The sequence below is a fragment of the Litorerythrobacter xanthomarinus genome, from assembly GCF_046254955.1.
In the GTDB taxonomy this organism is placed as follows: Bacteria; Pseudomonadota; Alphaproteobacteria; order Sphingomonadales; family Sphingomonadaceae; genus Qipengyuania_C.
Genome location: NZ_JBJXRG010000002.1, coordinates 779,428 through 804,232 on the forward strand (window position 1 = coordinate 779,428; position 24,805 = coordinate 804,232).

At 60.0% G+C, this 24,805-nt stretch carries 24 protein-coding genes, 1 tRNA gene and 1 other RNA gene; 9 read left to right on the forward strand and 17 right to left on the reverse strand.

Annotated elements, in window-relative coordinates; all coding sequences use genetic code 11:
* Nucleotides 1-49 precede the first annotated feature (49 nt).
* Nucleotides 50-135, reverse strand: a tRNA-Tyr gene (locus ACEWMW_RS13175).
* 142 nt (nucleotides 136-277) lie between these two features.
* Here ACEWMW_RS13175 and rlmB point away from each other — a divergent pair.
* Both rlmB and ACEWMW_RS13185 read left to right on the forward strand, forming a co-directional pair.
* Nucleotides 278-1,075, forward strand: a complete 798-nt coding sequence (gene rlmB, locus ACEWMW_RS13180; RefSeq protein WP_409414393.1) for a 23S rRNA (guanosine(2251)-2'-O)-methyltransferase RlmB — start codon at nucleotides 278-280, stop codon at nucleotides 1,073-1,075.
* A gap of 29 nt (nucleotides 1,076-1,104) precedes the next feature.
* On the forward strand, nucleotides 1,105-1,947 hold the full coding sequence (locus ACEWMW_RS13185) for a hypothetical protein (RefSeq protein WP_409414394.1): 843 nt from the start codon (nucleotides 1,105-1,107) through the stop codon (nucleotides 1,945-1,947).
* 120 nt (nucleotides 1,948-2,067) lie between these two features.
* On the opposite strand, the gene ACEWMW_RS13190 is transcribed toward ACEWMW_RS13185, so the two are convergent.
* Both ACEWMW_RS13190 and lon read right to left on the reverse strand, forming a co-directional pair.
* Complete coding sequence (locus ACEWMW_RS13190) at nucleotides 2,068-2,340, reverse strand: HU family DNA-binding protein (RefSeq protein ID WP_409414395.1); 273 nt, start codon at nucleotides 2,338-2,340, stop codon at nucleotides 2,068-2,070.
* 251 nt (nucleotides 2,341-2,591) lie between these two features.
* The gene (gene lon, locus ACEWMW_RS13195; RefSeq protein WP_409414396.1) at nucleotides 2,592-4,985 is read right to left on the reverse strand and encodes an endopeptidase La; all 2,394 of its coding nucleotides are present in this window, start codon (nucleotides 4,983-4,985) and stop codon (nucleotides 2,592-2,594) included.
* Nucleotides 4,986-5,224: 239 nt separating this feature from the next.
* On the opposite strand from lon, the gene ACEWMW_RS13200 reads away from it, so the two are divergent.
* Nucleotides 5,225-5,473, forward strand: coding sequence for a DUF1153 domain-containing protein (locus ACEWMW_RS13200; protein WP_409414397.1), 249 nt, complete (start codon nucleotides 5,225-5,227; stop codon nucleotides 5,471-5,473).
* A gap of 82 nt (nucleotides 5,474-5,555) precedes the next feature.
* On the opposite strand, the gene ACEWMW_RS13205 is transcribed toward ACEWMW_RS13200, so the two are convergent.
* The 7 genes from ACEWMW_RS13205 to ACEWMW_RS13235 all read right to left on the reverse strand — a co-directional run bounded on the left by ACEWMW_RS13205 (nucleotide 5,556) and on the right by ACEWMW_RS13235 (nucleotide 12,516).
* On the reverse strand, nucleotides 5,556-6,350 hold the full coding sequence (locus tag ACEWMW_RS13205; protein WP_409414398.1) for a class II aldolase/adducin family protein: 795 nt from the start codon (nucleotides 6,348-6,350) through the stop codon (nucleotides 5,556-5,558).
* A 48-nt stretch (nucleotides 6,351-6,398) separates the two neighbouring features.
* Nucleotides 6,399-6,740 carry a YbaB/EbfC family nucleoid-associated protein gene (locus tag ACEWMW_RS13210; RefSeq protein ID WP_409414399.1) on the reverse strand — a complete coding sequence of 114 codons (342 nt, stop codon included), beginning with the start codon at nucleotides 6,738-6,740 and terminating at the stop codon, nucleotides 6,399-6,401.
* Nucleotides 6,737-8,524, reverse strand: a complete 1,788-nt coding sequence (locus tag ACEWMW_RS13215; RefSeq protein WP_409414400.1) for a DNA polymerase III subunit gamma/tau — start codon at nucleotides 8,522-8,524, stop codon at nucleotides 6,737-6,739. Before ACEWMW_RS13215 ends, ACEWMW_RS13210 begins: the two co-directional genes overlap by 4 nt.
* A 57-nt stretch (nucleotides 8,525-8,581) precedes the next feature.
* Nucleotides 8,582-8,676: signal recognition particle sRNA small type (ffs, locus tag ACEWMW_RS13220), an RNA gene on the reverse strand.
* 72 nt (nucleotides 8,677-8,748) lie between these two features.
* Nucleotides 8,749-9,027 carry an ETC complex I subunit gene (locus tag ACEWMW_RS13225; protein ID WP_409414401.1) on the reverse strand — a complete coding sequence of 93 codons (279 nt, stop codon included), beginning with the start codon at nucleotides 9,025-9,027 and terminating at the stop codon, nucleotides 8,749-8,751.
* 16 nt (nucleotides 9,028-9,043) lie between these two features.
* On the reverse strand, nucleotides 9,044-11,488 hold the full coding sequence (gene hrpB, locus ACEWMW_RS13230; protein ID WP_409414402.1) for an ATP-dependent helicase HrpB: 2,445 nt from the start codon (nucleotides 11,486-11,488) through the stop codon (nucleotides 9,044-9,046).
* 8 nt (nucleotides 11,489-11,496) lie between these two features.
* Nucleotides 11,497-12,516: a polyprenyl synthetase family protein gene (locus ACEWMW_RS13235; RefSeq protein WP_409414403.1), complete on the reverse strand. Its 1,020-nt coding sequence runs from the start codon at nucleotides 12,514-12,516 to the stop codon at nucleotides 11,497-11,499.
* 69 nt (nucleotides 12,517-12,585) lie between these two features.
* On the opposite strand from ACEWMW_RS13235, the gene ACEWMW_RS13240 reads away from it, so the two are divergent.
* The 3 genes from ACEWMW_RS13240 to ACEWMW_RS13250 are packed head-to-tail and all read left to right on the forward strand — an operon-like array spanning nucleotide 12,586 to nucleotide 15,036.
* Complete coding sequence (locus ACEWMW_RS13240; protein ID WP_409414404.1) at nucleotides 12,586-12,888, forward strand: chorismate mutase; 303 nt, start codon at nucleotides 12,586-12,588, stop codon at nucleotides 12,886-12,888.
* Nucleotides 12,888-13,706, forward strand: coding sequence for an isocitrate lyase/PEP mutase family protein (locus ACEWMW_RS13245; RefSeq protein ID WP_409414405.1), 819 nt, complete (start codon nucleotides 12,888-12,890; stop codon nucleotides 13,704-13,706). Before ACEWMW_RS13240 ends, ACEWMW_RS13245 begins: the two co-directional genes overlap by 1 nt.
* 31 nt (nucleotides 13,707-13,737) lie before the next feature.
* On the forward strand, nucleotides 13,738-15,036 hold the full coding sequence (locus ACEWMW_RS13250; RefSeq protein WP_409414406.1) for an NADH:flavin oxidoreductase/NADH oxidase family protein: 1,299 nt from the start codon (nucleotides 13,738-13,740) through the stop codon (nucleotides 15,034-15,036).
* Here the strand turns inward: ACEWMW_RS13250 and ACEWMW_RS13255 are convergent.
* The 4 genes from ACEWMW_RS13255 to ACEWMW_RS13270 form a co-directional block, all read right to left on the reverse strand.
* Nucleotides 15,033-16,445 carry a sensor histidine kinase gene (locus tag ACEWMW_RS13255; protein ID WP_409414470.1) on the reverse strand — a complete coding sequence of 471 codons (1,413 nt, stop codon included), beginning with the start codon at nucleotides 16,443-16,445 and terminating at the stop codon, nucleotides 15,033-15,035. The two genes, ACEWMW_RS13250 and ACEWMW_RS13255, sit on opposite strands and share 4 nt — an antisense overlap.
* A 51-nt stretch (nucleotides 16,446-16,496) precedes the next feature.
* Nucleotides 16,497-17,177 carry a response regulator transcription factor gene (locus ACEWMW_RS13260; RefSeq protein ID WP_409414407.1) on the reverse strand — a complete coding sequence of 227 codons (681 nt, stop codon included), beginning with the start codon at nucleotides 17,175-17,177 and terminating at the stop codon, nucleotides 16,497-16,499.
* Nucleotides 17,178-17,369: 192 nt separating this feature from the next.
* Complete coding sequence (locus ACEWMW_RS13265) at nucleotides 17,370-17,675, reverse strand: PepSY domain-containing protein (RefSeq protein WP_409414408.1); 306 nt, start codon at nucleotides 17,673-17,675, stop codon at nucleotides 17,370-17,372.
* Between the two features lie 79 nt (nucleotides 17,676-17,754).
* A complete protein-coding gene (locus tag ACEWMW_RS13270) occupies nucleotides 17,755-18,486 on the reverse strand; it encodes an SIMPL domain-containing protein (RefSeq protein ID WP_409414409.1) in 732 nt (243 codons plus the stop codon).
* A gap of 99 nt (nucleotides 18,487-18,585) precedes the next feature.
* Between ACEWMW_RS13270 and ACEWMW_RS13275 the strand changes: the two genes are divergently transcribed.
* A complete protein-coding gene (locus ACEWMW_RS13275) occupies nucleotides 18,586-20,409 on the forward strand; it encodes an ABC-F family ATP-binding cassette domain-containing protein (RefSeq protein ID WP_409414410.1) in 1,824 nt (607 codons plus the stop codon).
* On the forward strand, nucleotides 20,376-20,978 hold the full coding sequence (locus ACEWMW_RS13280; RefSeq protein WP_409414411.1) for a uracil-DNA glycosylase family protein: 603 nt from the start codon (nucleotides 20,376-20,378) through the stop codon (nucleotides 20,976-20,978). The genes ACEWMW_RS13275 and ACEWMW_RS13280 overlap by 34 nt, the downstream gene beginning before the upstream one ends.
* 65 nt (nucleotides 20,979-21,043) lie before the next feature.
* Here ACEWMW_RS13280 and ACEWMW_RS13285 read toward each other — a convergent pair whose 3' ends face one another.
* Nucleotides 21,044-21,526: a DUF6456 domain-containing protein gene (locus tag ACEWMW_RS13285; protein WP_409414412.1), complete on the reverse strand. Its 483-nt coding sequence runs from the start codon at nucleotides 21,524-21,526 to the stop codon at nucleotides 21,044-21,046.
* A 100-nt stretch (nucleotides 21,527-21,626) separates the two neighbouring features.
* Between ACEWMW_RS13285 and ACEWMW_RS13290 the strand changes: the two genes are divergently transcribed.
* Nucleotides 21,627-22,199: a helix-turn-helix domain-containing protein gene (locus tag ACEWMW_RS13290; protein ID WP_409414413.1), complete on the forward strand. Its 573-nt coding sequence runs from the start codon at nucleotides 21,627-21,629 to the stop codon at nucleotides 22,197-22,199.
* 8 nt (nucleotides 22,200-22,207) lie between these two features.
* Here the strand turns inward: ACEWMW_RS13290 and secF are convergent, their stop codons facing one another.
* Both secF and secD read right to left on the reverse strand, forming a co-directional pair.
* On the reverse strand, nucleotides 22,208-23,185 hold the full coding sequence (secF, locus tag ACEWMW_RS13295; RefSeq protein ID WP_409414414.1) for a protein translocase subunit SecF: 978 nt from the start codon (nucleotides 23,183-23,185) through the stop codon (nucleotides 22,208-22,210).
* Nucleotides 23,186-23,198: 13 nt separating this feature from the next.
* The gene (gene secD, locus ACEWMW_RS13300; protein ID WP_409414415.1) at nucleotides 23,199-24,797 is read right to left on the reverse strand and encodes a protein translocase subunit SecD; all 1,599 of its coding nucleotides are present in this window, start codon (nucleotides 24,795-24,797) and stop codon (nucleotides 23,199-23,201) included.
* Nucleotides 24,798-24,805 lie beyond the last annotated feature (8 nt).

Sequence of the window (24,805 nt, forward strand, 5' to 3'; positions counted from 1 at the left end):
CGCCCAGCCTGAGGCAAAAGCCCCCGACGTTTCTGAGCTGAAGCGACGGTGGTGGACAGGGCTGGATTCGAACCAGCGTACGCTTGCGCGGGCAGATTTACAGTCTGCTGCCTTTAACCACTCGGCCACCTGTCCAGATGCCGTGCGAGCGAGGATCCGGTCCATATATGGAGGGGGACCTCGCCGCCGAGAGGCGCCCCAATGGCGAAGGCGCGCTTGCCTGTCAATGGCCGCGCTGGCACAGGGAGCCCCGCTGGTCAGGCCGAAGGGAAAAAGCATGGCAAAAGGTGAGCGCAAACGCGCCCTGCGCGGCAGGGCCGGACGCATGAAAGGCGGGCGCGGAAGCGGGCGTGCAAGCTCCGGCCAGGTACGCCTTTGGGGCCGCCATCCTGTCGAAGCGGCGCTGATGAACCCGGCGCGCAGCCACTCCAAGCTATGGGCGACGCGCGAAGGCATAGAGTCGCTCGATGGGGAGCTGCCGGAGAACTTCCCGGTCGAATACGCCGAAGTCACCGATCTCGCGAGGATGGTTGCGCGGGACGCGCCTCACCAAGGCCTCGTGCTCGAATGCGCCCCTTTGGAAGATGTCCATCTCGACGAGGCGATTGCGGGAAGCGACGGCCCACTCGTTATCCTCGACCAGGTGACCGATCCGCACAATGTTGGCGCAATCCTACGTTCGGCAGCCGCGTTCGGGGCTGCGGCGCTGGTGACACAGGATCGCCATGCGCCGCCTGAAAGCGGTGTGCTCGCCAAATCGGCTTCCGGTGCTCTGGAAACCGTGCCGTGGGTCCGGGTGGTCAATCTCGCCCGTACTATGGATGAGATGGCCGACGCCGGTTATTGGCGTATCGGCCTCGATGGAGAAGCAGAAGCGAATCTTGCAAGCGCCCTGCCCGTCGGCAGGGTCGCACTGGTCCTTGGCGCTGAAGGCGAAGGCATGCGGCAAAACATTGCCGCCCATTGCGATGCGCTGGCGCGCCTGCCGATCGGTAACGCAATTGAAAGCCTCAACGTCTCTAATGCTGCTGCGATCGCGCTATATGCGGTTGCGACCCGCGAAGCTTCGCAATAGCTTCGCGCAGGTGACTCAAGGGGGTATAAATGCGTCTTTCCAGAATGCTCTTCGCGCTTGTCGCTCCGCTGATCCTGACGGGATGTTTCCTGTCGCCGGGCAAGTTTTCAAGCCAGATGCAGCTGATGAGCGATGGCAGTTTTGCCTATAGCTATGAGGGAGAAATCCAGTTCCTGGCGATGAGCAAGCTGGCGGAAATGGGATCCAAGGCCGATCAACAGTTCGAGCCCGAGGAATGCTACACCGACGATTTCGAAGAGCGCGAGTGCACTCCGGCTGAAATTAGCCAGCAGCGCGAAGAATGGCGTGAAGGCGCGGCCGAACGGATGGCCAGCAAGACCGAGGAAGCCGAGCAGATGAAATTGCTGATGGGCGGTATCGACCCGTCAGATCCTGAAGCGGCGGCGCAATTCGCAGCCAAGCTTGAACGTCAGCGCGGATGGAACAAGGTAATCGACAAGGGTGACGGCATTTTCGACGTAAGCTTTGCCATGTCGGGCCAGCTCTCGCACGATTTCCTCTTCCCGAATATCGAAAGCCTTCCAATGGGGAGCGCCTTCGTGAACTTATATCTCCGTGATGAAGGTAAGGTGCGGATCGAAGCGCCCGGCTTTGCGGCACAGGGTGCTGGCAACCCGATGCAAGGCATGATGGGCGGGATGATGAATCTGGCCAAGCTCGATGGCGGCAAGGACGGCGAGGGCATTCCCAACCTCGTTGTGCCGGAAGGCACCTTCACGATCATTACCGATGGCTTGATCCTGGCCAATAACACCGACGAGGGGCCACAGGTCGCTGCAACCGGTCAGGCGCTGGTGTGGCAAATCTCGCCGCAAACAGAATCTGCGCCCACTGCGCTGATCCAGTTTTAGCGTAGAGTGCGGTAACTCCGCATCTGACAAAAAGGAAACCGCGCCTCGCATCGTTGCGGGCGCGGTTTCTCTATTCGTGGAGCCGCGAGGCGTCAGCGGCTCGAAATGAAGGTATGCCGCTTAATTGACAGCGTCCTTAAGCCCCTTGCCCGCCTTGAACTTCGGCTGGTTCGATGCCTTGATCGTCATCGGTTCGCCGGTGCGCGGATTGCGACCGGTCGATGCCTTGCGGCGCGCAACCGAGAAAGTCCCGAACCCGACCAGCCGCACTTCGTCACCCCGCGATAGCGAGCTGGTGATCGTATCAAACACGGCCTCGACCGCACTTGATGAGTCACTCTTTGATAGGCCGCTCGCATCGGCAACCGCACTGATCAGGTCGTTCTTGTTCATCCTGGGAATCCCCCTTCGAGTTCGTATGAATTGCGTTCGGTGTATCGCCTCTCCGAATGGGAAGGGAATTGAGAACCTTTTGCGTTTCAGTTCAAGGCCAAACATCCCAAAAATCGCTCAATCGTGAGGTTTTTCTCGATTTGAGGGGTTCTCACGCCGAATGACCGGCAACGCAAACTGCTTGCCTTGCCGCTAACCAAATTTGGCGGACAGTCGAACGCTTCCGAGTCGCTGCATTGCAGCAACGCGGATCAATGGGCAGTTGGAGCTGTGCCTTCGTTGGTCACACCAGGTTTTGGCTGGCTTGCCAGATCATCAGCCTCGGTCCATTCGATGGCGACAGGTTTCGTCACCAGTGCATGGGCCAGAACTTCATCGACATGGCTGACGGGGATGATCTCAAGCCCGTCAGTAATTTTGTCGGGAATCTCTGCCAGGTCCTTCACATTCTCTTCCGGAATGAGAACCTTCTTGATCCCGCCGCGCAGCGCAGCCAGCAGCTTCTCCTTCAAGCCGCCGATTGCCAATACCCTGCCCCGCAATGTCACTTCACCGGTCATCGCAACATCGGGACGAACAGCATTGCCAGTCAGGGTCGATACGATCGAAGTCACCATGCCGACGCCGGCGCTCGGGCCATCTTTCGGCACCGCCCCTTCGGGCAGATGGATATGGATGTTCTTGCGCTGGAAGATCGATGGCTTGATGCCCATGGCGGGCGCTCGCGCCTTTACGAAGCTAAACGCAGCCGCGATACTTTCGCTCATCACGTCGCCAAGCTTGCCCGTGGACTTGATTTCACCCTTGCCCGGCGTGGTGACGCTTTCGATGGTCAGCAACTCGCCGCCGACTTCCGTCCATGCCAGACCGGTGACAGCGCCGATCTGCGCCTCTTCTTCGGACATGCCGTGCTTAAACCTGCGCACCCCGGCAATCTCGCCGAGGTTATCAGACGTGATGACCAGACCCTCGACTTCCTTCTCGAGTATCTTGCGCAGTACCTTGCGCGCCAGCCGCGCGATTTCCCGCTCGAGCGTACGCACACCGGCCTCGCGGGTATAGTAGCGGATCAGGTCGCGCAGGCCTTCGTCGGTCAGTTCGAATTCACCATCTTGCAGGCCATGCTGTTTGACCTGCTTGGGGATGAGGTGACGTTTGGCAATCTCGACCTTCTCATCCTCGGTGTAGCCTTCGAGACGGATGATCTCCATCCGGTCGAGCAAGGGCTGCGGGAGGTTGAGACTGTTTGCCGTGGTGACGAACATGATGTCCGAAAGATCGACGTCAAGCTCCAGATAATGATCCTGGAATTTCGAGTTCTGTTCGGGATCGAGCACTTCTAGCAAGGCCGAAGCGGGATCGCCGCGGAAATCCTGGCCCAGCTTGTCGATCTCGTCGAGCAGGAACAGCGGATTCGATTTGCCCGCCTTGCGCAGATTGGTGACAATCTTGCCCGGCAGCGAGCCGATGTAGGTGCGCCTGTGACCGCGGATCTCCGCCTCGTCTCGCACGCCGCCTAGTGACTGGCGCACGAACTCACGTCCCGTCGCGCGGGCAATGGACTTGCCGAGCGAGGTCTTGCCAACGCCGGGAGGACCGACAAGGCACAGGATCGGGCCCTTGAGCTTGTTAGTACGGGCCTGAACCGCAAGATACTCGATGATCCGTTCCTTGACCTTCTCGAGGCCGTAGTGATCCTCATCGAGGATTTCCTGCGCTTTCGAAATGTCTTTCTTCAGGCGGCTCTTCTTGCCCCAAGGCAGATCGAGCAGCACATCGAGATAGTTGCGGATGACGGTTGCCTCCGCGCTCATCGGCTGCATGCCTTTCAGCTTTTTCAGTTCGGAAGTGGCCTTTGCCCTCGCTTCCTTGGAAAGCTTGAGAGTATCGATCTTTTCTTGGAGCTCGGCGATCTCGTCGCCGTCTTCGCCATCGCCGCCGCCCAATTCCGACTGAATCGCCTTGAGCTGCTCGTTGAGATAGTATTCGCGCTGGGTCTTCTCCATCTGGCGCTTAACGCGGCCACGGATTTTGCGCTCGACCTGCAGCACCGAGAGTTCGCCTTCCATGAAGGACATGACCATTTCCAGCCGCTTGAGCGGATTGGGCTCGGTCAAAAGGGCCTGCTTGTCGGCCACCTTGGTCTGGATGGAGGCGGCAACCGCGTCGGCCAGCTGACCAGCGTCGTCAATCTCGCTCAGATCATCGCCCGCGCCTTCGCCCAGCTTCTTGTTGAGCTTTGCGTAGTCAGCAAACTGCTCAACCACCTGTCGCATCATTGCCGTGACCTCGCTGCCCGAAGCGGTCTCAGGAGCCAGCTTGGTGACATCGGCCATGACCAGATTGTCCTCAGACCGGAGATCTTCGACGCGCGCACGCGCGCCTCCCTCTACCAACACCCGCACCGTGCCATCAGGCAGCTTCAACATCTGCAATACCTGCGCAATCACCCCGGTTTCGTAGAGATCATCGCGCATTGGGTCGTCGCATCCGGGATCGAGCTGCGCCAAAAGGAACACGTCCTTCTCGCTCTCCATCGCTACTTCGAGCGCGGCGACCGACTTGTCGCGCCCGACGAAAAGCGGGACGACCATGCCGGGAAATACGACGATGTCGCGCAGGGGAAGAAGGGGATAAGTTTGCATTGTTTCAAGGTCCATTTCGGGCGCTGCATGCCTAACGCGCCATTCATGCTGGGATATGGGGACGGGATCGACAGCCTGCAACGTCTGCACCCTGCCGAGCTGTGGAATGCGCTTGGCGCAAACGGCTCGTCGCGAAAAACAGGCTTAATTCTCCTTCACCGCAAATCTTGGCGGCGAATTAGCTAATTCCCGCAAGATTCGCGCAACAGAGGGGGCCAGAGTCGCAAAGGAAAGGTAAAATGCCCCAAGCCCGAATCCCACAGAACGGACCATTCGACGCACGCGTCAAATTGCCCGAAAGCTACGATGTAAACTGGACACCGGCCCGCAAGGCCGAAGTTGTGAAGGCTGTCCGAGACAAGCTGATCAGCTTCGACGAGGCGCGCTGGCGCTATCTTTTGAGCCAAGGCGAGTTCAAGAGTTGGCAGCAAGATCTCGCCAAGAAAGGCGAGCGCAACATGGACTTCGAAATCGAGGAAGTCTCCTGAACACGGACGCGCCGGTCTTCAGCCCCGTGTATTGGAACCGCCGCTCGATCAGTCGGGCGGCGGTTTTCGTTTGCCAGCCTGCCTAGTTACGGAAGCTGGGATCGATCCGGTCCAGCTTTCGCAGCAGTGCTGGCCAGGCCAGAGCGTTGGCAACAACACCCATACCCTCAGGTTTGGTTTGTTCCCGAACCTTTTCGGGCGTTCCCTGGGGCGGATTGTTCAGACCGTCACGACCGGCGGACAGCATCTTGACCTGCGCATCACAAGCGCGTTCTACGAAATAGAGCCGCAGGAAGCATTCTGCGACGGTCTTGCCGATGGCCAAGGTACCGTGATTGCGCAGGATCATGACGTGCTTATCGCCCATGTCCTCGACCAGCCGATCACGCTCTTCAAGGTCGGTCGCGATACCTTCATATTCATGATAAGCGATGTCCGCACGAGCAATCATGCCGGTCTGGGTGTGCTCCATCAGGCCTTCGCTCATCGCGCTTACTGCCTGTCCTGCCGGAGTGTGCAAGTGCATCACCGCATGCGCGTCATCACAGTTCATGTGCAGCGCGGAGTGGATCGTGAAGCCGGCCGGATTGACCGGATGCGATGTCTGGATAACCGGTTGTCCCTCGACATCGATCTTGACCAGGCTGGACGCCGTGATTTCTTCGAACATCATGTCGTAGGGATTGATCAGGAAATGGTGCTCCGGCCCCGGTACCCTTGCCGATAGGTGGGTGAAAATCAAGTCATCCCAGCCGTAGAGAGCGACCAGCCGATAAGCTGCGGCGAGATCTACGCGAACCGCCCATTCCTCTTCGCTAACCTGCGCGCGTACATCATTATCGGCGCCGGTTCCTTCGGCATTCTTCAGGGTTGCCATCTCTGCTTTCCTCGCTTTGCGTTCGTCTTTGAAACGAAACTAGCGCATTTACCCCATTCCGGGCAAATTAAAGCCGGGCGGCAAGCCCATCCCTGACTGAATTTTCTGCATCTCGTCATTTGCCTTGCGGTCTGCCTTGCCGCGCGCATCGTTGAACGCCGCGGTCACGAGATCTTCGAGTATCTGCTTCTCGTCTGGCTTCATCAGGCTGTCGTCTATCGACACCCCAAGGATGCGCCCCTTGGCCGTGCAACGGATGGTGACAAGCCCGCCGCCGGCCTGCCCTTCGACCTCGATTGCGTCGAGCTTGGCCTGGGCTTCGCCCATCTGGCTCTGGATTGTCTCGGCGGCCTTTTGCGCCGCCTGCATCATTTCTTCCATCGACTTCATGCCGAATGTCTCCAGTTGGATTGACCGCGTGCATCGCCGTCTTCAACGAATTCGGCGTCAGGGAACGCATCGAATGTAGCCTTGACCAGCGGATGTTCGCGCATTTGCGATTTTTCTTCGGCACGTCGCGCCTCGGTCTGCTCGACCAGCGAGGGCGCCGCATCGGCTGCGCGTTGCTCTTCAACCTGCCACTTCTGTCCGGTTGCCAGCGAAAGCGCTTCCTTGAGCAGTGCCGAAACGTCTTCGGTGAACTCGGGCGGGCGCGAATAGATGAGTTTGCCAGCGTCAAGCTCGGCTACGCGAACCTGCAATTTCATGATTGCCGCCGCGTGATGCTGCCCTGCCCGCTCGACCTGCTCGACGAGCTGTTCCCAAGCCAGGGTGGCCTTCGCGGGTTCGCCCCCCGTTCCGGAACCAGAATCAGCACGAGCGAGCGCACCGTTTTCCGCCAGTTCTTCCATCCGTTTCAGCAGCTTGCCCGGATCGGGTAATTCGCTGGCATGCAATGCACGCAGCAACGCCATCCGCGCCGAAACCAGCGGATCGGGTGCCATGCGAACTTCATCATGGCCTTTGAGAAGCAGCTGCCAAAGGCGGTGGACTTGCGGCGGGGTGAGCGCCTCGGCCCATTGCTGGAGTGCAGCACGTTCTTCCGCGCTCGGAGCATCGGGCTCCCCATCACCCACCTGTGCCAGGGCAATCCGGTGGACCAGATCCATGATCGAGCGCATCAGCGCGAGCGGCTCGACGCCCAGCGCATATTGCTCGTCGATCCCGGCCAGAAGTTCCTTCGGCTTACCTTCAAGCAGCCTCGCAAGAAGCGCTCGCTGCGCGCCTTTGTCTGCCAACCCAAGCATGTCGCGCACCCGCGCCGCCGTCACCTTGCTTGCAGTTTCAAGATCAGCGTGGGCAATAGCCTGATCGAGGATCGAGAGGCCATCGCGCACCGATCCTTCGGCTGCGGCCGCTATCATAGACAGAGCCTCGGCCTCCGCCTCGACATTCTCCTGTTCGCAAATGCTGGCAAAATGTTCCTGCAGCAGCTCGGTCGGAATTCGGCGCAGATCGAAGCGCTGCGTGCGGCTCAGCACCGTAACCGGCAGCTTGTCGACTTCGGTTGTGGCGAAGAGGAATTTTACATGCGGCGGCGGTTCTTCAAGCGTCTTGAGCAACGCATTGAATGCGTTGCGCGAAAGCATGTGGACTTCGTCGATGATGTAGATTTTGTAGCGTGCGCTTACCGCGGCATAGCGCACCGCCTCGATAATTTCGCGTACATCGTCGACACCGGTGTGGCTCGCAGCATCCATTTCGATCACATCGATATGGCGTCCTTCGGCGATGGCAATGCACGGCTCGCACTGGCCGCAGGGATCGATCGTCGGGCCGCCGTCGCCATCGGGGCCAATGCAATTGAGCGACTTGGCTATAAGCCGCGCGGTCGAGGTCTTGCCGACACCGCGAACACCCGTCATCAGGAAGGCGTGCGCCAACCGGTCGCGGGCAATAGCATTGCCCAGCGTGCGCACCATCGGTTCTTGGCCGATCAGCTCAGAAAATGTTCGGGGACGATATTTCCGGGCGAGGACGCGATAAGGCTGAGCCGCGTCCTGCTCGACAGGCTCTGCCCTTGCAGCAGGCCGGGGCGCTGGCGCTTCCGCCGGAGCATCACCAAACATCGAATCCTGACCAGCCGCCTCGAGTTCAGCCGCGCTCGGCTGAGCTTCTTCCCCCTCGTCCGAATCCCAAGGAAGCCCGTCTGGATTGTCAGGTGAATCGCCCATCACTTCTAGCTAGGCGCTGGACGCGCGAATGTCATGGGGACGACTCGCGAAAAGATTGGAAAAGGAGCCGAGCGACCCGCCGCAATCCACCTGGGCTGCTTCCTTCCGGACCTGACCCGGTGAGCGAACGCAAACGTCCACCCGACTCCCGGGCGGCCATATGGCGATATTGAGTTAAGATTTCAACATGGAGTTGAATTCAGAAGCGGCGCCAGCCCCCTCACTTATCTGAAGTTATCAGAGTAAGCCTGCAGCTTGAGCGACTTAGGCGGCGTGGCATAAACGCGCGCGGTTATTCCGTACTTCGCGGCATAGGCTTTCGCCTCGTCCTTGCTCGGAAAGGTCAGCGCGACCTGCGCCTGCGTATCGCCGCTGCCGGTCCACCCCATCAGCGGGTCGGGCCTGCGCGCTTCGGACTGCTCGAATTCGAGTACCCACTCATCGGTCCGCGCCTTGCCGGACTGCATCGCATTCTTCGGTCGCTGATAGATTCGTGCTGCCATGACCCAACCCTCTAATTCACTCGGCGCTCTTAGAAAAGGCGTTCTTCGTCTTCAGGCTCGGCTTTTCGGTCCATGGTTCATCGGGCCAGCGATGCTTGGGATAACGCCCCTTCATTTCCTTGCGTACGTCGGACCAGCTGCCGCGCCAGAAACCTGGCAAGTCGCGCGTCGATTGGATCGGGCGGCCCGCCGGGCTGGTCAGTTTGAGGAGCAGCGGCGCGGAACCGACCATGGGATGGGTATCGAGCCCGAAAAGCGCCTGCACTCTTACCTCGGCGCTGGGAGCGTCTTCGCCTGCATAATCAATCGTGTGGTGAGTTCCCACCGGTGAAACGAACTCGCGTGGCGCAATCTTATCCAGCCGCTGCTTTGATTGCCAATCGAGCAACCCTAAAATGGCATCTACCAGTTTACCTTTGGCGATTTCGAGATCGCGTCGTCCGGCGAGCAATGGAGCAAGCCAGAATTCCGTGGATCCCTCAATTGCTTCAACCGAAAGTGCATCGATATCTGCGAAACGAGCGCGCGCCAAAAAATCGCGAGGGACGAGATCAGCGATCTGCTCCTTGGCCTTCTCTAACAACAATGCAGCTATTGCTTCTCCATTTGGACGGGGATCGGGGCCACTCGCCAAGGAAATCGCGCCCATCTTGCGTTCCAGTCGCGCTTCAATGCGCCGTTCCTTTTCGTTCCAGCGCACACTGGAGCACCGTTCGATCTTGTTGGCGAGCTTGCTCTCGATCAGTTCGGGGGACAGCGGCGCTGCTGCCGTAATGCGCGCTTCTTTCGCACTGCCCTGCGCATCGCAAATCACGATCCATTCTTCGCGCGCCAGCGAACTGGCCGGATCGAGCTTGTAACCCCGCCCACCGGCCGACACCCAGCTCTCTCCCGACGCATCGCGCCGCTTGGCAACGAAGTCCGGTCGCGCAAGGGCCATGAACGCCGCAGGCTCTACTCTTTCGCTCTTCGCACCCGAAACCAGCCGTTCCGCGGCCTTGGCCCAGCGCTCGGCAAGCATGCGGGCGGATTGCGCGCGGGGGCTGCGATCATTGTCCCAACGTCGCATTCGTTCGAGCAGATCTTCTCCCCTACCCCCCAACCCGCGTTCTTGCGTCAGCAAGACCAGCTTGGCCGCATCAAGCGCTTGCGAGATTTCGGCACCAAAAAGCACTGCTGCGCCGGATACCGGGTCCATTGGCAATATCGCGATCTGGCTGCCATGCGGCGTGATCTTGCCGTGTTCATTTAGCGCGCCGAGTCCTTCGAGCCGGCTACGTGCCGAAGCCAGCGACGCCGCAGGTGGCTGATCAAGCCAACGCATATCGGCGGGATCGCTACAGCCCCACTTCGCAAGGGTGAGCACCAGCGGTGCCAGATCTGCCGTTTCGATTTCCGGCGGAGCATAGGCAAGTCTACCGGCATGGCCGCCCTCCTTCCACAGGCGATAGGCAACGCCCGGCACTTGACGCGCCGCGCGCCCCGCGCGCTGATCAGCTGAGGCCTGGCTCGCGGTGCGCGTCACCAGTTTGGAAGTCCCAGCCGCCCGATCGAATTCGGCGTAGCGCGACAATCCGCTGTCCACCACGACCGAAACACCATCAAGCGTCAGCGAGGTTTCGGCAATGCTTGTAGCCAGCACAAGCCGCCGCCGACCTTGCGGATCGCGGCGGATAGCTGCGCGCTGGTCAGGCGGCTTTACCTGCCCGTGCAGGGGCAGGATCGGCGTTTCCGGCAAACGCTCGACCAGCCGTTCGCGAGCGCGTTCGATCTCTCCCACTCCAGGCAGGAATGCGAGGATATCCCCTTCCTCCTCGCGCCAGGCTTGCATAATGGCGGCAGCTACAGCTTCTTCGGTGCGCATCTGAGGCGATGAACCCAGCCATTTGATCCGCAAAGGCCACGCCTTGCCTTCGCTTTCTACAACGGGAGCTCCCTCGCCCATCAGATCAGCGAAGCTGGCTCCATCGATCGTTGCGCTCATCACCAAGATACGCAAATCCGGGCGCAGGATATCACGACTTTCGAGCGCCAGCGCCAATCCAAGATCGCTATCAAGGTTCCGCTCATGCGCTTCATCGAAAAGCAGCGCGGACACGCCTTCGAGCTCGGGATCATCGATCAATCGGTTTACAAGAATCGCTTCGGTTACGACCAGCACGCGGGTGCTCGCCGACACCTTGCTGTCCATCCGGGTGAGGTAGCCGATTGTCTCGCCGGCTTTCTCTCCAAGCATTTCGGCCATTCGCTCTGCCGCAGCGCGCGCGGCCACGCGCCTGGGTGTGGTGAGCACGATTTGCCCGCTGCACCACTCTTCACCGATCAGGGCAGGAGCAACGGCGGTCGTCTTACCCGCACCGGGTGGTGCAATGAGAACAGCGCCGGTCTGCTTGCGCAGCGCTGTCAGCAGGTCAGGCAGTACGTCGTGGATAGGGAGTGATTGCGCGACACCGCCGAGCACAGCCCCTGTCAGTAGCCTCGCGCTACGGCGAATTGTGCTGCTTCGGTCATTGCCGCGCGCGCTTTTCCATCGGGGAAAATCGACAAGGCGTCGATCGCGCGCTGGACGAAGTGTCGCGCCCGCTCGCGGGTGTCCTCAAGCGCGTCATGATTCCGGATCAGCTCGATCGCGTGCGCCAGGTCTTCGTCCGACGTTCTGTGCCCGCCGATCGCTTCTTTCCAGAACTTGCGCTCCGCTTCGTCGCCGCGGGCGTAGGCCAAGATCACCGGCAAGGTCATTTTTCCCTCGCGAAAATCATCGCCCGGATCCTTGCCCATCTGCGCCGCATCCGAATCGTAATCGATTGCATCATCTACGAGCTGAAAGGCGACACCGAGGTTGCGGCCATATTCATCGAGCGCCTGCTCCTGCGCCTCGTCGCATTCGGCCACCACTGCCGAAATCCGGCTTGCGGCTGCAAACAGCGCGGCGGTTTTGGCCCGAATGATCTGGAGGTATCGCTCTTCGCTGGTCTCGATCCTGCGCTGCGCGGTCAGCTGTGAAACCTCGCCTTCGGCAATGATGGCGCTGGCACTGGACAATATCTTGAGCACCTTGAGGCTGCCGTCTTCGGTCATCAATTCGAATGAACGGCTGAAGAGGAAATCGCCGACCAGCACAGTCGCCGGATTCCCGAAAATGATGTTGGCCGCCGCCTTGCCGCGTCGCAGCTCGCTACCATCGACCACGTCGTCATGGAGAAGGGTCGCGGTGTGAATAAATTCTACTGCCGCAGCGAGCTTGTGGTGCCGCGTTCCCTGGTATCCCACCAGTTCCGCACCCGCCAACGTCAACATCGGCCTCAGGCGCTTCCCGCCGCCCGAAATCAGGTGCCCTGCCAGTGCGGGTATCAGCGGAATCTCGCTCTGCATCCGGTCGAGAATCACCGCATTGACGGCGTTCATGCCCTGCGCTGTCAGCGCCAGCATCGGGTCCAAAGTCGGCCGCTTTTCCGGCCTTGGGTGCAGTTGAACGATATCAGCGCTCATAGTGCGCTGGGCCATGCGCGTATGCGAAGCGCTTGGCAAGTCGACAATTGCTGCTAGCAAGCAGTCGTCATGTCAGAACACGCAGTCCCTGAATCCGATCCGGTCCTTGCCGGCTTCCGCAAAAGCATCGACAATATCGATGCCGCCTTAGTTCATATTCTCGCCGAGCGCTTTCGCATCACGCAGGCCGTGGGCGAATACAAAGCCAAGGTCGAGTTGCCACCTGCGGACCCAAATCGTGAGCAACGCCAAATCGAACGGCTGCGCGCGCTGGCTGAAGAGGCCGACCTTGATCCCGAGTTCAGCGAGAAGTTCCTGCGTTTCATCATCGACGAGGTGATCCGCCACCATGAGCAGGCGCGCGCACGGTAATGAAACAAGCGGAGGCCTACGAAGCATTTAAGTCTTTGCACGAGGCTGAAGGCGCCTTCGTCATGGCAAATGCGTGGGATGCTGCCAGCGCAGTGGTGTTGCGCGATTCGGGCTTCAAGGCTCTCGGTTCATCATCGGCAGCGATAGCCTATGCCATTGCAAAGCCGGATGGAGCGCACGCGGTCAGTCGAGAAGAAGCTATCGAGAATGCAGCCTTGCTCGGTAGGGCCAGCAATCTTCCTATCAACGGCGATCTTGAGGATGGCTTCGGGCCGTCTCCCGAAGAGTGCGTGGCGACAGTCGAGGCATCGATCGCGGCGGGTCTGGCAGGACTGGGTATCGAGGACACTACCGCCGATCCGGGCAGTCCGATCCATGATTATGACACTGCTGTCCGGCGAATCGAAGCGGCCGCCAAGGCAGCAAGCGGCCGGATTCTGTTGACCGGCAGGACCGACCTGCTGCTCCACGGCAGTACAGAGTTAGACGAGGTGATCCGCAGGCTGGTTGCGTTTGCGGATGCGGGCGCTGATGTCCTCTATGCGCCTGCCCTTCCTGATATGGACGCGATAAGGAAAGCGGTTGCCGCAGTGGCTCCAAAACCGGTCAATGTGCTAATCGGCCCTAAAAGCGGTTTGGTTCCTCTCGAAGAACTTAGCAGCTCCGGGGTCAGCCGCGTCAGCATTGGCGGCGGGTTCTACGGCAGTGCGATGGGGCATCTCGGAAGAGCCGGCGAGCAGGTTCTCGCGGGCGATCTGGGCGCAGCCGTGGAAGGGCGAACCCAGATCAATTTCAACAAGACTTTTGGCGGCAGCTGAAGTTCCAATCTACTCGAATGAGACTTTGACCATGACCGATGCCATTGCCCAACCGCTTGCTCTCGCGTGCGGACAGGTCCTTCCAAACCGGCTTTGTAAGGCGGCCATGACCGAAGGTCTCGCCGATCCACGAGGCGTGCCCGACGAGCGGCTGCAGCGACTCTATCGACGCTGGTCGAATGGAGGGATCGGCCTCCTTCTCACGGGTAACGTGCAAGTAGACAGACACCATCTTGAGCGGGCGGGGAATGTCATCATCGACGGTCCGCCCTCTCGTGGTCTCGTCCAGGGGCTTAAAGCTTGGGCCGAAGCTTCAAAGAGCGGTGGAAGCAAGGCGTGGGTCCAGCTAAGCCATGCAGGACGCCAGACGCAGCAGGCGATCAACTCGCAGCCGAAGGCTCCCTCGGCAGTGCCGCTTGAAGGTACACCGGGCATGAAGTTCGGTGATCCGGTAGCGCTAGAAGAAGACGAGATCCTTTCGATCGCCGACCGTTTCGTTCTCGCGGCCAAGGTGGCGGAAGATACCGGATTCGACGGAATCCAGATCCACGGAGCGCACGGCTACCTGCTTTCACAGTTCCTCTCTCCCAAATCGAACCTACGGACCGACAAATGGGGCGGCAATCTGGAGAACAGGGCGAGATTGCTGCTCGACATCGTCGAACGAACAACAGCGCAGGCGGGCCAGGGTTTTGCCATTTCGGTCAAACTGAACAGCGCTGATTTCCAACGCGGGGCGTTCGATGCCGATGATAGCGAGCAAGTCGCAGGCTGGCTTGACGAACGCGGGATCGACCTGCTCGAAGTTTCCGGCGGCACCTACGAGCAAGCCGCCATGATGGGTGCATCAGACGCGAGTAGCGACAAGGCGAAAACGAGCACCGCCCAGCGCGAAGCCTACTTCCTGGAATTCGCCCCGCGCATGCGCGCCGCCGTGAAGAACGCAGCCTTGATGGTTACCGGAGGGTTCCGCAGCCGCGCGGGAATGAATGCAGCGATCAGGGATGACAAGATCGATGTTATAGGGGTCGGACGTCCACTGTTGGGTGATCCTGAAGGCCCGGCCAAGCTTCTTGCCGGTGCGCCGGAACTGCGGCGCATTGAAAGCGAGCTCCGCATCGGCCCGGGCTGGCTCTCACCGAAAAGCCCGTTTGCCATCGCTAAGATGCTCAACATGGGCGCGACACTGGGCTGGTGCTACGAACAGATGGATCGGTTGGGTGACGGCAAGGACATCGACCATGACGGTAAGATTTTCCGTGCCCTGCTTGCTTATCAGAAGCGTGAGAAGGCGAAGGCCGAAGCGATGCGCGAGGCGGGGACGATCTAGTCTTCGCCCTGCTGCGCGCGCGGCAATGTGAGCTTGAAGAGCAAGCCACCAAGATCTTCGCTCTCTCCGAGCGACACACCTCCGCCGTAGATTTCGGCGACGTCGCGGACAATCGCTAGACCTAGTCCGGTTCCGGGCTTGTCGGTATCAAGCCTTACGCCGCGGTCGAATATCGTTTCTTGTTGTTCAAGCGGGATGCCATTTCCGTCATCCTCGATCCAGATGACGCAATCCTTTGTACCGGGTTCCGCATCTACGGTTACAAAAACGCTCCCTCCGCCGTACTTGGCGGCGTTCTCGATCAGATTGCCGAGAATTTCGTCAAGGTCCTGGCGCTCGATCGCGGCACGCGCGGTGCGATTGCCGGCAATATCGATCCGGACCTGCGGATAGAGACGCTCCATTGCCCGGCGTACAGCCTCGGCGCTTTCGCAAATACTCGTCGATGCGAGACCCACGGCACGGCGGCCGACCGCCCTCGCCCTTGCAAGATGGTGATCCACATGGCGTTGCATTGTCCGCGTTTCGCGGATCACAGCCGTATTAAGATCGGGGGCTTTCGCGGTTGCCGCATTGGTCAGCACGGTGAGCGGGGTCTTGAGCGCATGAGCAAGGTTACCGGCATGAGTGCGCGCTTCTTCCGCCTGTTTTTCGGAATGCGCCAGCAAGGCGTTTAATTCTTCGACCAGCGGCTGGACCTCGAGCGGTAGCGGATCGGTGATGCGGTTCGTACCGGTGCTGCGCATGCGCTGGATCGCTGCCCTCACACGGCGCAGTGGGCCAAGGCCATACCAGCTTTGCAGCATGGCCATGAAGAGCAGTCCAAGTGCCAGTGCCGCAAAGCTCCAGATCAGGATCGATTGGATGCGATTGATCTGGAAATCGAGTTCTTCGCGGCTGGCTGCGACGATGAACCACCATGTTGTATCGCTACCTGGGAGTACAATTGACCGCTCAGCTACGCGCAACGGCTCTGCTGCGAATTGGTTGCTATTGTACATGTGAATGGTGCTGTCGGCATGGTCAGCACGGACATCGAGGCTGCGATCCCACAGACTGCGGGATGGAAAATCCTCATGGCCTTCCCCGCTGATCTGCCAATAGAGCCCCGAATTCGGTTCGAGAAAGCGTTGGTCGCCGAGCGAACGATAAAAGAAGACTTCGCCGTCCGGCCCGATCTCGGCCGAAGCGATCATCGCTGTGAGAATGTACTCCAACTGCTCGTCAAAATTGTTCTCCACTAGCCGAGTAAGCGTCTGGTTCAACGCGAAGCCGCCACCAAGCAAGAGCACGCCTATCCAGCCCGCCGCGATGAGCATCATCCGGCTGGCAAGGCTGCCGCGTTTTTGCCGTTGCTCCGCCGGCGGGGTCAGATTGCCGGGTCCGTCCCCGCTTGCACCAACCGGCACATCGCGTGCCGCCTGAGAGAGAGGATCGGATTCAGCCACGTCGAAGTGACGTTATGACGCGCGGGGCGCGTCGTCGGGATCGTCGAGGCTATACCCCAAGCCACGGATCGTCGTGATCACTTCTGCTCCGAGCTTCTTGCGAATTCGCGTGACGAACACCTCGATCGTGTTCGAATCGCGGTCGAAGTCCTGATCGTAGATGTGCTCGATCAGCTCGGTCCTGCTCACCACCTTGCCCTTGTGGTGCATCAGGTAGCTCAGCAGCTTGTATTCCTGCGCTGTCAGCTTGACCGGTTCGCCCTTGAGCGTGACCCGCCCGGAACGCGTATCCAACCGAACATCGCCTGCAGTAAGTTCGCTCGAAGTGTTACCCGAAGCGCGGCGGATCAGCGCACGCAGGCGGGCGATCAGTTCTTCAGTCTGGAAGGGCTTGGCGAGGTAATCATCCGCGCCAGCATCCAGGCCGGCGACCTTGTCCGACCAGCTGTCGCGCGCAGTCAGAACAAGGACAGGGAAATCGCGCCCTTCCTTGCGCCACATACCGAGAACAGTCAGCCCATCTATCTCGGGCAAACCAAGATCAAGGACCACAGCATCGTAGTCTTCGGTGCTACCCAGGAAGTGGCCATCCTCGCCATCCGTCGACAGGTCGACCGCATAGCCGTTTTGTTCCAAGGTCGACTTGAGCTGCTGTCCCAGTGTCGGCTCGTCTTCGACGATCAGGATTCTCATTCGCGTATTTCCTCAACTGTGCCGCAAGGCATTTCGTTCATGTACATGAACGCGTCAACCTGAACGAAGTTTCGCTCCATAGGATTATCCGGTGCCAGCCCTTTCAAGCTCCCAGCTACCCGACTTCTCGAACGTCACCATATCGGGTAGCTGCGAGCGTGAATGGGCCGGAGCCGAACCCTTGCTTCACATTTACCGACTGCGCCGGAGCACTCGGCCGGTACGCGCATCGACATCGACAAACATGACTCGCCCATCGCGAATGAACTTCAGTCGATATGCCATGGCAGTCGAATCGTAGGCCGGACCAAGGTATTCCGCCCCGCGCATCGTCGGGAGAACACGGCGCTCGATCTCGCGCAATGAGAGCACGTTCCCCGCACGCATTTCCTTGCGGGCCTCGCCCTGATCGCTACGCGACTGCTGCGCTGCGACAGGCGCGGACACGCTGGTAGCGGCGACCGCGGCAAGAAGGAGAGAGGCGAGGAACGTTCTCATAATGCGCTTGTGACTAAGCCAGAAGCATTGAACAAGTACTGAATGTAGAATGCAGGCTCCCGTTCAGGTTTGTGCTGCCTCAGTTTACCATTTCATATTTAAGACCAAGCGTGACCCCGGTGCCCACCTCGCCCGGCTCGATCGGCGTATCGGCAACAGCCGACTCGGTCGCCACTCTGATCGCCATCGCGGGCGGCGGCACACGGCCGTAAGATTGGAAGTTCTCTGAAACTTCGAGCAGTCTCACGTCGGAATAACCAGCCATCTGTGCGAATTCGCGCGCCTGCACCAAGCCGCGTGCAAACGCGTTCTTTCGCGCGAGCGCTTTCGCATCCAAATCATTCTCAAGCATGAAATTCGGCCCGTAAACGTTGTTGGCGCCGGCTGCTACAAGTGCGTCGAGAACTTCGCCTGCACGCTCGAGATCGCGAAGCTTCACCGAGACCTGATTGTTCACGGAGTAACCGGAGAAAGTCTGTTCGTTGGTCTCGCGATTATAGCGATAGTCCGGATTGAGATTGAAATTCGAGGTCTGGATATCCTTCCGATCGATGCCGAGGTCCCGCAGCTTCCTGATCAACCGGTCCATGGCTTCGGCATTCATACGCATCGCACCTTGTGCGGTCGGGGCTCTTGTTACCACTCCGGCACCGATTTGGGCGACATCGGGCGCAGAGCGAACGATCTCATTTACGGACAATTCGACGACCGGATTCGAAACCTGGATCTGGATCTCGGCGGCTGAAGCCGGTGCATGGAGCGGAAGCGACACCGCAGTGGCCGCGAGCAAAGCAAATATGGGACGGATCATGGTGTATTCTCCTTGAATTGCAGACTGGCTGCACATGAGTCGATTACGCACGGGTGAACCGTCTTGTTCCGGAGCGGCCCGCGGACTAGGGGCCGCACCATGGCACAACCACCGATCCTCAGCCTTGAAGGGCTAGGCCTCCAGCAGGGCGGGCGATGGCTGCTGGGTGGACCCGATCGGGAAAATCTTGATCTGCATATCGGCCCGCGGGACCGGCTGGCGCTTATCGGACGCAACGGTGTGGGCAAGACCACCTTGTTCCGGCTGATCGATGACCAGATCGAGAGCGATACCGGCGAGCGCAAGACCAAGCCCGGAATGCGGGTTGTGGTGCTTGAACAGGACCCGGACATGTCCGGCTATGCCACACTCATGGATTGGGCTCTGGACGGTAAATACGCCCCCCAGCCGCATGAAGTTGAGGCTATCGCCGGGCAGCTCGGGATCGATATGGCAACTCCCACCAAGGGTGCCAGCGGCGGCGAACGGCGGCGCGCAGCGATTGCGCGGGCCTTAGGGCAGGACCCGGACCTGTTGTTGCTCGATGAGCCGACCAACCACCTTGACCTTGCGGCAATCGACTGGCTTGAAGACTGGCTTTCACGGTACAAGGGCGCATTCCTCGTGATCAGCCATGACCGCACCTTCCTCAAGCGACTGACCCGCGCGACGCTGTGGCTCGATCGCGGCATCATCCGCCGCAAAGAAGTCGGCTTTGGTGGCTACGAAGCTTGGGAAGAACAGGTCTATGCCGAAGAGGCTCGAGCGGCCGAGAAGCTCGACGCCAAACTCAAGCTGGAAGCACATTGGCTGGAGCGCGGAGTGACCGCGCGGCGCAAGCGCAACCAGGGGCGGCTCGAAAAGCTCTGGGAAATGCGCGCGCAGCGTGCCGCGATGATCTCCAATTCGGGCACCGCAAAGCTTAAGCTGGCAACCGAAGAAGACTTCAAGTCGAAGTCCGTGATCGTTGCCGAGAACATCAGCAAGACCTACGATGGTCGCTCGATTATCAAGCCGTTCTCGCTGCGCATCCAGCGCGGGGACCGGATCGGGATCGTCGGAGCCAATGGTGCGGGCAAGACGACGCTGCTCAAGATGCTGACCGGCGAACTCGCGCCCGACAGCGGGACGGTGGAGATATCGAACAAGCTCACCGGCGTGATGATCGACCAGCAGCGCCAGCTGCTCTCGCCCGACAAGACGGTTCGCGACGTGCTCGCCGAAGGCGGCGACTGGATCGACGTGCAGGGGCATCGCAAGCATGTCCAGGCGCACCTGAAGGACTTTCTGTTCGATCCCAAGATCATCGACACCAAGGTCGGGATTCTCTCTGGCGGCGAGAAGTCGCGCCTGCTGCTGGCGCGCGAGTTTGCCAAGGCTTCCAACCTGCTCGTGCTCGACGAGCCGACCAACGATCTCGACCTTGAGACGCTCGATCTGCTGCAGGAAGTCATTGCCGACTACCAAGGCACCGTGCTGCTCGTCAGCCATGATCGCGACTTTCTCGACCGGACCGTTACGCTGACGCTCGGCCTCGACGGGACCGGGCATGTCGATATCGTCGCAGGTGGCTATGAGGATTGGGCGGCTAAACGGCGGACCACGACGGAGCGCAAATCCAAGCCGGACAAGCGGGAAGAGAACTCCCCCTCTAAACCGCAAGAAGCCCCAGCGCCTTCTTTAAAGTCAAAGCCATCGAAGCTATCGTACAAGGATCAGCGCGATTACGAGCTTCTCCCCGCCCGGATCGAGAAGCTGGAAGCTGCCATCAGCAAGGGCGAGGAAATCCTTTCCGATCCCGATCTCTACACCTCCGATCCGCAGAAGTTTGCCGATATCACGCAAGGTCTGGAGAATGCCCGCAGTGAGAAGGACGCGGCAGAAGAGCGATGGCTGTCGCTGGCCGAGCAGGTCGAAGGTTGACCGCCGCGCTCCTCAGCGAAATTTTTGCGTGCCGCCATTGCGAAGCGCATCTGCCGCACGGACCCCGCCCCGTAGTCCAATTCTCCGAAACCTCGCGCATTCTGATCATCGGGCAAGCGCCAGGTTCGAAAGTCCACGCCAGCGGTATCCCATGGGACGACGACAGTGGCGACCGGCTGCGCGAATGGACCGGCCTTTCGAAAGAGCAGTTCTACGATCCCAAGCTGATCGCACTGATGCCCATGGGGTTCTGCTATCCCGGCAGAGCGTCGGGCGGGGACAAGCCGCCGCGGCCGGAATGCGCGCCGTTGTGGCATGAGCGCGTGTTGGCAGCGCTACCCAGCGAGCGACTAACCCTGCTCGTCGGAACCTATGCCCAGCAATCCTACCTGACCGAAACCAAGAGATGGTCACTGGCCAAGCGGGTCGAAAGCTTCCGCCACTTCCTGCCCGGGGTTTTCCCGCTCCCCCACCCTGCCTGGCGCAGCACGATCTTCATGCGCAAACATCCATGGTTCGAGGGCGAGCTCCTGCCGGAACTGCGCGCCGCAATTGCTGCCAGGATCTAGCGTCTTTCCCTCGGCAAATCCTACTGGATGGAGCACATGGAGCACAGTCCTGAGCCGGTTATCAATCACCCGATCCGGTAGAAATCCGCCACCCGGTCCAGCGCCAGCTTGAGCACCAGCTTGCCCGATCGCGCGGGCCATTGGAGTGCCTTTTCCGCGTCGGGCAAGCCTTCTCCTGCGCACACCACGCGCCACAGGATATCCGATAGACCTGAACCCGCATCGTCGAGCGCGGCGTGGAACCGCTGCTTGGCCGCGATCTGACGCTCGCTGTGCGTGAGGTCCGCATCCCCGCCCTGCCCCCTGATCCGCACCACATCCCAGCGCATGGTGATACTCGGCTCCATTTGCGCGCGCTCGTAATCGGCTCGCAAACGCTCTCCCGCATCAAATTGTCGTTCGCTGAGATGTCCGCGCGAGTGCAGCCAACTTAGCGGCGATTCCGCCAGGTTGACCGTGACCGAGCGCAACCGTTTATGTGAGCCGCCTCCGTCGCTCCTGCGGGGCCCTTCACTCGTCAATTCGCGTTCGACCAGCTGGCGTTTCATCGGGCGCTTCTCCTGTTGATGATGAGAGAGTCGCGCTTGCCAAAGCGGTATGCCTGTAGGAAAGAAGAAACCGTATTGGTTAAGTCGAAAGGCGGCACGCATGATCAATCGCATCCGGGATATCCGCAAGAGCAAGGAAATGACGCTGGCCGAACTGGCCGAAGCGTGCGACCCGCCGACCACTGCGCAAACCATCGGGCGGCTTGAGACGGGCATGCGCAACCTTTCGCTCAAGTGGATGGAACGTATCGGCAAGGCGCTGGGTGTCGATCCCGAGATGCTGGTCCGGTCGGAAGAAAACGCGCAGGCACAGGTTGTCGCGAGGCTGCAGGCTTCCGGTCCCGAAGCAATTGCAAGGCCGCGCGACGCAATGGTGGTCACGGATCTGGGCGGCGATGGACTGCTGGTCGTATTGGCAATCGAAGAAAGCGTCGGCGAGTATCGCCCAGGCGATCAGCTATGGCTGCGCCAGATCGATCCGGAAAGCGCCCAGCAGGCGATTAACCGCGATGTGCTGGTCCCGCGTCCCGGTGGGCGCTTCGCGTTCGGCAGGCTGATCGATCGGCAGGGCTCGCTGGTGGGAGTTTTGCCGCCCGGTTCAGGTGAGAAGCAACAGGTCGTCGATAGTCCTGCGTGGATCGCGGTTGCAGAGATGCTGGTGCGGAAGCTCTAGGCCGCGCCTCAAGCTTCTCCGCGCGCCACCTTCTCCTGCCGATCGACTACACTTTCTGCCGGAATGAAACTGTCGGATGTCACGCCCAGCCACACTAGGATGGGCGCGGCCATATAGACCGAACTGTAGGTACCGACGAAAATACCCACCACGATCGCAATGGTGAGGCCAAACAGGCTTTCCGGTCCGAAAAGCACGAGCGGCAAAAGGGCGACGAGCAGCGTCAAAGACGTCATCACCGTGCGCGCCAGGGTCTCGTTGACCGAAAGGTCGAGCAGCTCGGGCAGTTGCATCTTGCGATACTTCTTCAGGTTCTCGCGGATGCGATCATAGACCACGATCGTATCGTTCAGCGAGTAACCGATGATCGCCAGGATCGCGGCGATGATTTGCAGGCTGAATTCGAGCTGGAACAGCGCGAACAGGCCCAGCGTCAGCGATACATCGTGCACCAGCGCAAATAGCGCGCCAACACCGAACTGCCATTCGAAACGGATCCAGATGTAAATCGAGATAGCCGCCATGGCGGCAAGCAGCGCGTAGAGCGCCTTCTCGCGAAATTCGCCTGCAACCTTGCCAGAAACCGTATCGTTTCCGTCTCGTCTGACTCCGGGATAGGCCCCCTCGATTTCCTGTATTACCTGGTCCCCAATAGCGGTGGCAGCACCTGGAACGTCTTCCACCTCCTCAGGCAGGCGCACACGAATCGATACCTGGTTTTCCTCACCAAAGCGCTGGATTACCGGCTCTCCATAGCCAAGGGCGCCGATCTGTTCGCGCAGCGAAGCAATGGGAGCCTCCGCCCGCTCGGTAAAGGTAACGCGCACTTCCTGGCCGCCGGCGAAGTCGACGCCATAGTTAAGACCCTTGGTCATCACCAACGCCCAGCTTGCCGCGATCAGCAACAGGCTGATGACATAGAACGGAACACGCCAACGCAAGAAGCGGATGTTGGTGTTCTCGGGAACGAGTTTGAGCAGTCGCATGTGTCCCGCCTCCCTATACGTTCAATTCGCTCGGCCGCGCCTTGCGCAGCCACCCGGCAACCCACATGCGTGTGAGCACCACAGCGGTGAAGACCGAAGTAAACAGGCCGACTATCAGAACCACGGCAAAGCCGCGGATCGGGCCCGAGCCGAAGATAAACAGCAGCACTCCGGCAATGAAATTGGTGATGTTTGCATCGTAGATAGCGCGGCTCGCCTCGCGGTAGCCATTCTCCACCGCTGCGATCACGCGCCGCCCACGCCTTCGTTCCTCACGAATACGTTCGTTGATCAGTACGTTGGCGTCCACCGCTGCACCCACTGTCAAAACGAAGCCGGCAATGCCGGGCAGGGTCAGCGTGGTGTTCATAACCGCCATGATGCCAAGAACCATCAGGACGTTAAGGATCAGCGCAATGGTCGAATAAACGCCGAAGCGGCCGTAGCTCGCAATCATTAGCGCAACCACGAGCAGTGAGCCGACTCCCATTGCCAGCACGCCTTTCCGGATCGAGTCGGCACCAAGATCGGGACCAACGGTCCGTTCCTCGACCACGGTCAGATCTACCGGCAACGCACCCGAACGAAGCGAGATCGCAAGTTGATTGGCAGTATCGACCGTGAAGCTGCCCGAAATCTGCGCCGAACCGCCCAGTATTGGTTCGTTGATATTCGGAGCCGACAGCACCACGCCATCAAGAATGATGGCGAAGGGCTTGTTGACGTTTTCGCTGGTCAGCTTGGCGAACTTAGCCCCGCCCTGCTGGTCGAACTGGATGGAAACAACCGCTTCGTTCGTCTGCGGATCAAAGCTCTGCTGCGCGTTGATCAGCTGATCACCCTTGATCCCACCAAGTCTGCGAACGGCCAGCGAGGTGCCCTCGAAAGGTGTGTCCGCTGCATAGGGGAATATCTGGCTGCCTGGTGGGACAATTCCCTGCGCCACGTCCGAAGGAAGGGCGTTCTGGTCGACAAGTTTGAATTCGAGCTTGGCAGTCTGGCCAAGCAACGCCTTGAGCTGGTCAGGATCCTGCAGGCCGGGCACCTGCACCACGATCCGCGTGTCGCCCTGCCGAATGATCGTCGGTTCACGTGTGCCCAATGCGTCAATACGCTTGCGGACGACCTCTGTGGCACTGTCCATTGCCTGGGTGACCGCATTTTCCAGCCCCGTCTCGGTCGGCGAGAGGATCATCCGCGTCTGATCGACCACTTCGAGATCCCATTCGCGCACCAGCCCGGGGCCGTTCATAGTCGGAAGAAGAAGCTCCCGAGTGCGGTCTACATCGGCGGCACTGTCGACAATGAAGCTCAACTGGCCACCGCGCGTTGAAACATCACCGATCCGGATGCGCGGCGAAGCATTGCGCGTGAGCGCGCGGACCGACTCCTCCATGTTTTCGAGACGTTGTGCCGCCACCTGTTCGGCTTCCGCCTCAAGCAGGATGTGACTGCCGCCAGCAAGGTCGAGACCGAGATTGACGGTTGGATCGGGCAGCGCTTCGGGCCAGTCGAGATTCGCGACCGCTGAGATCGACGGCAAAGCCGCCAGCATAGCCACCAGCGTGATCAGCCAGAGAAACGCTTTTTTCCCGGTGGAGAAATCGAGCATGGTTCGCT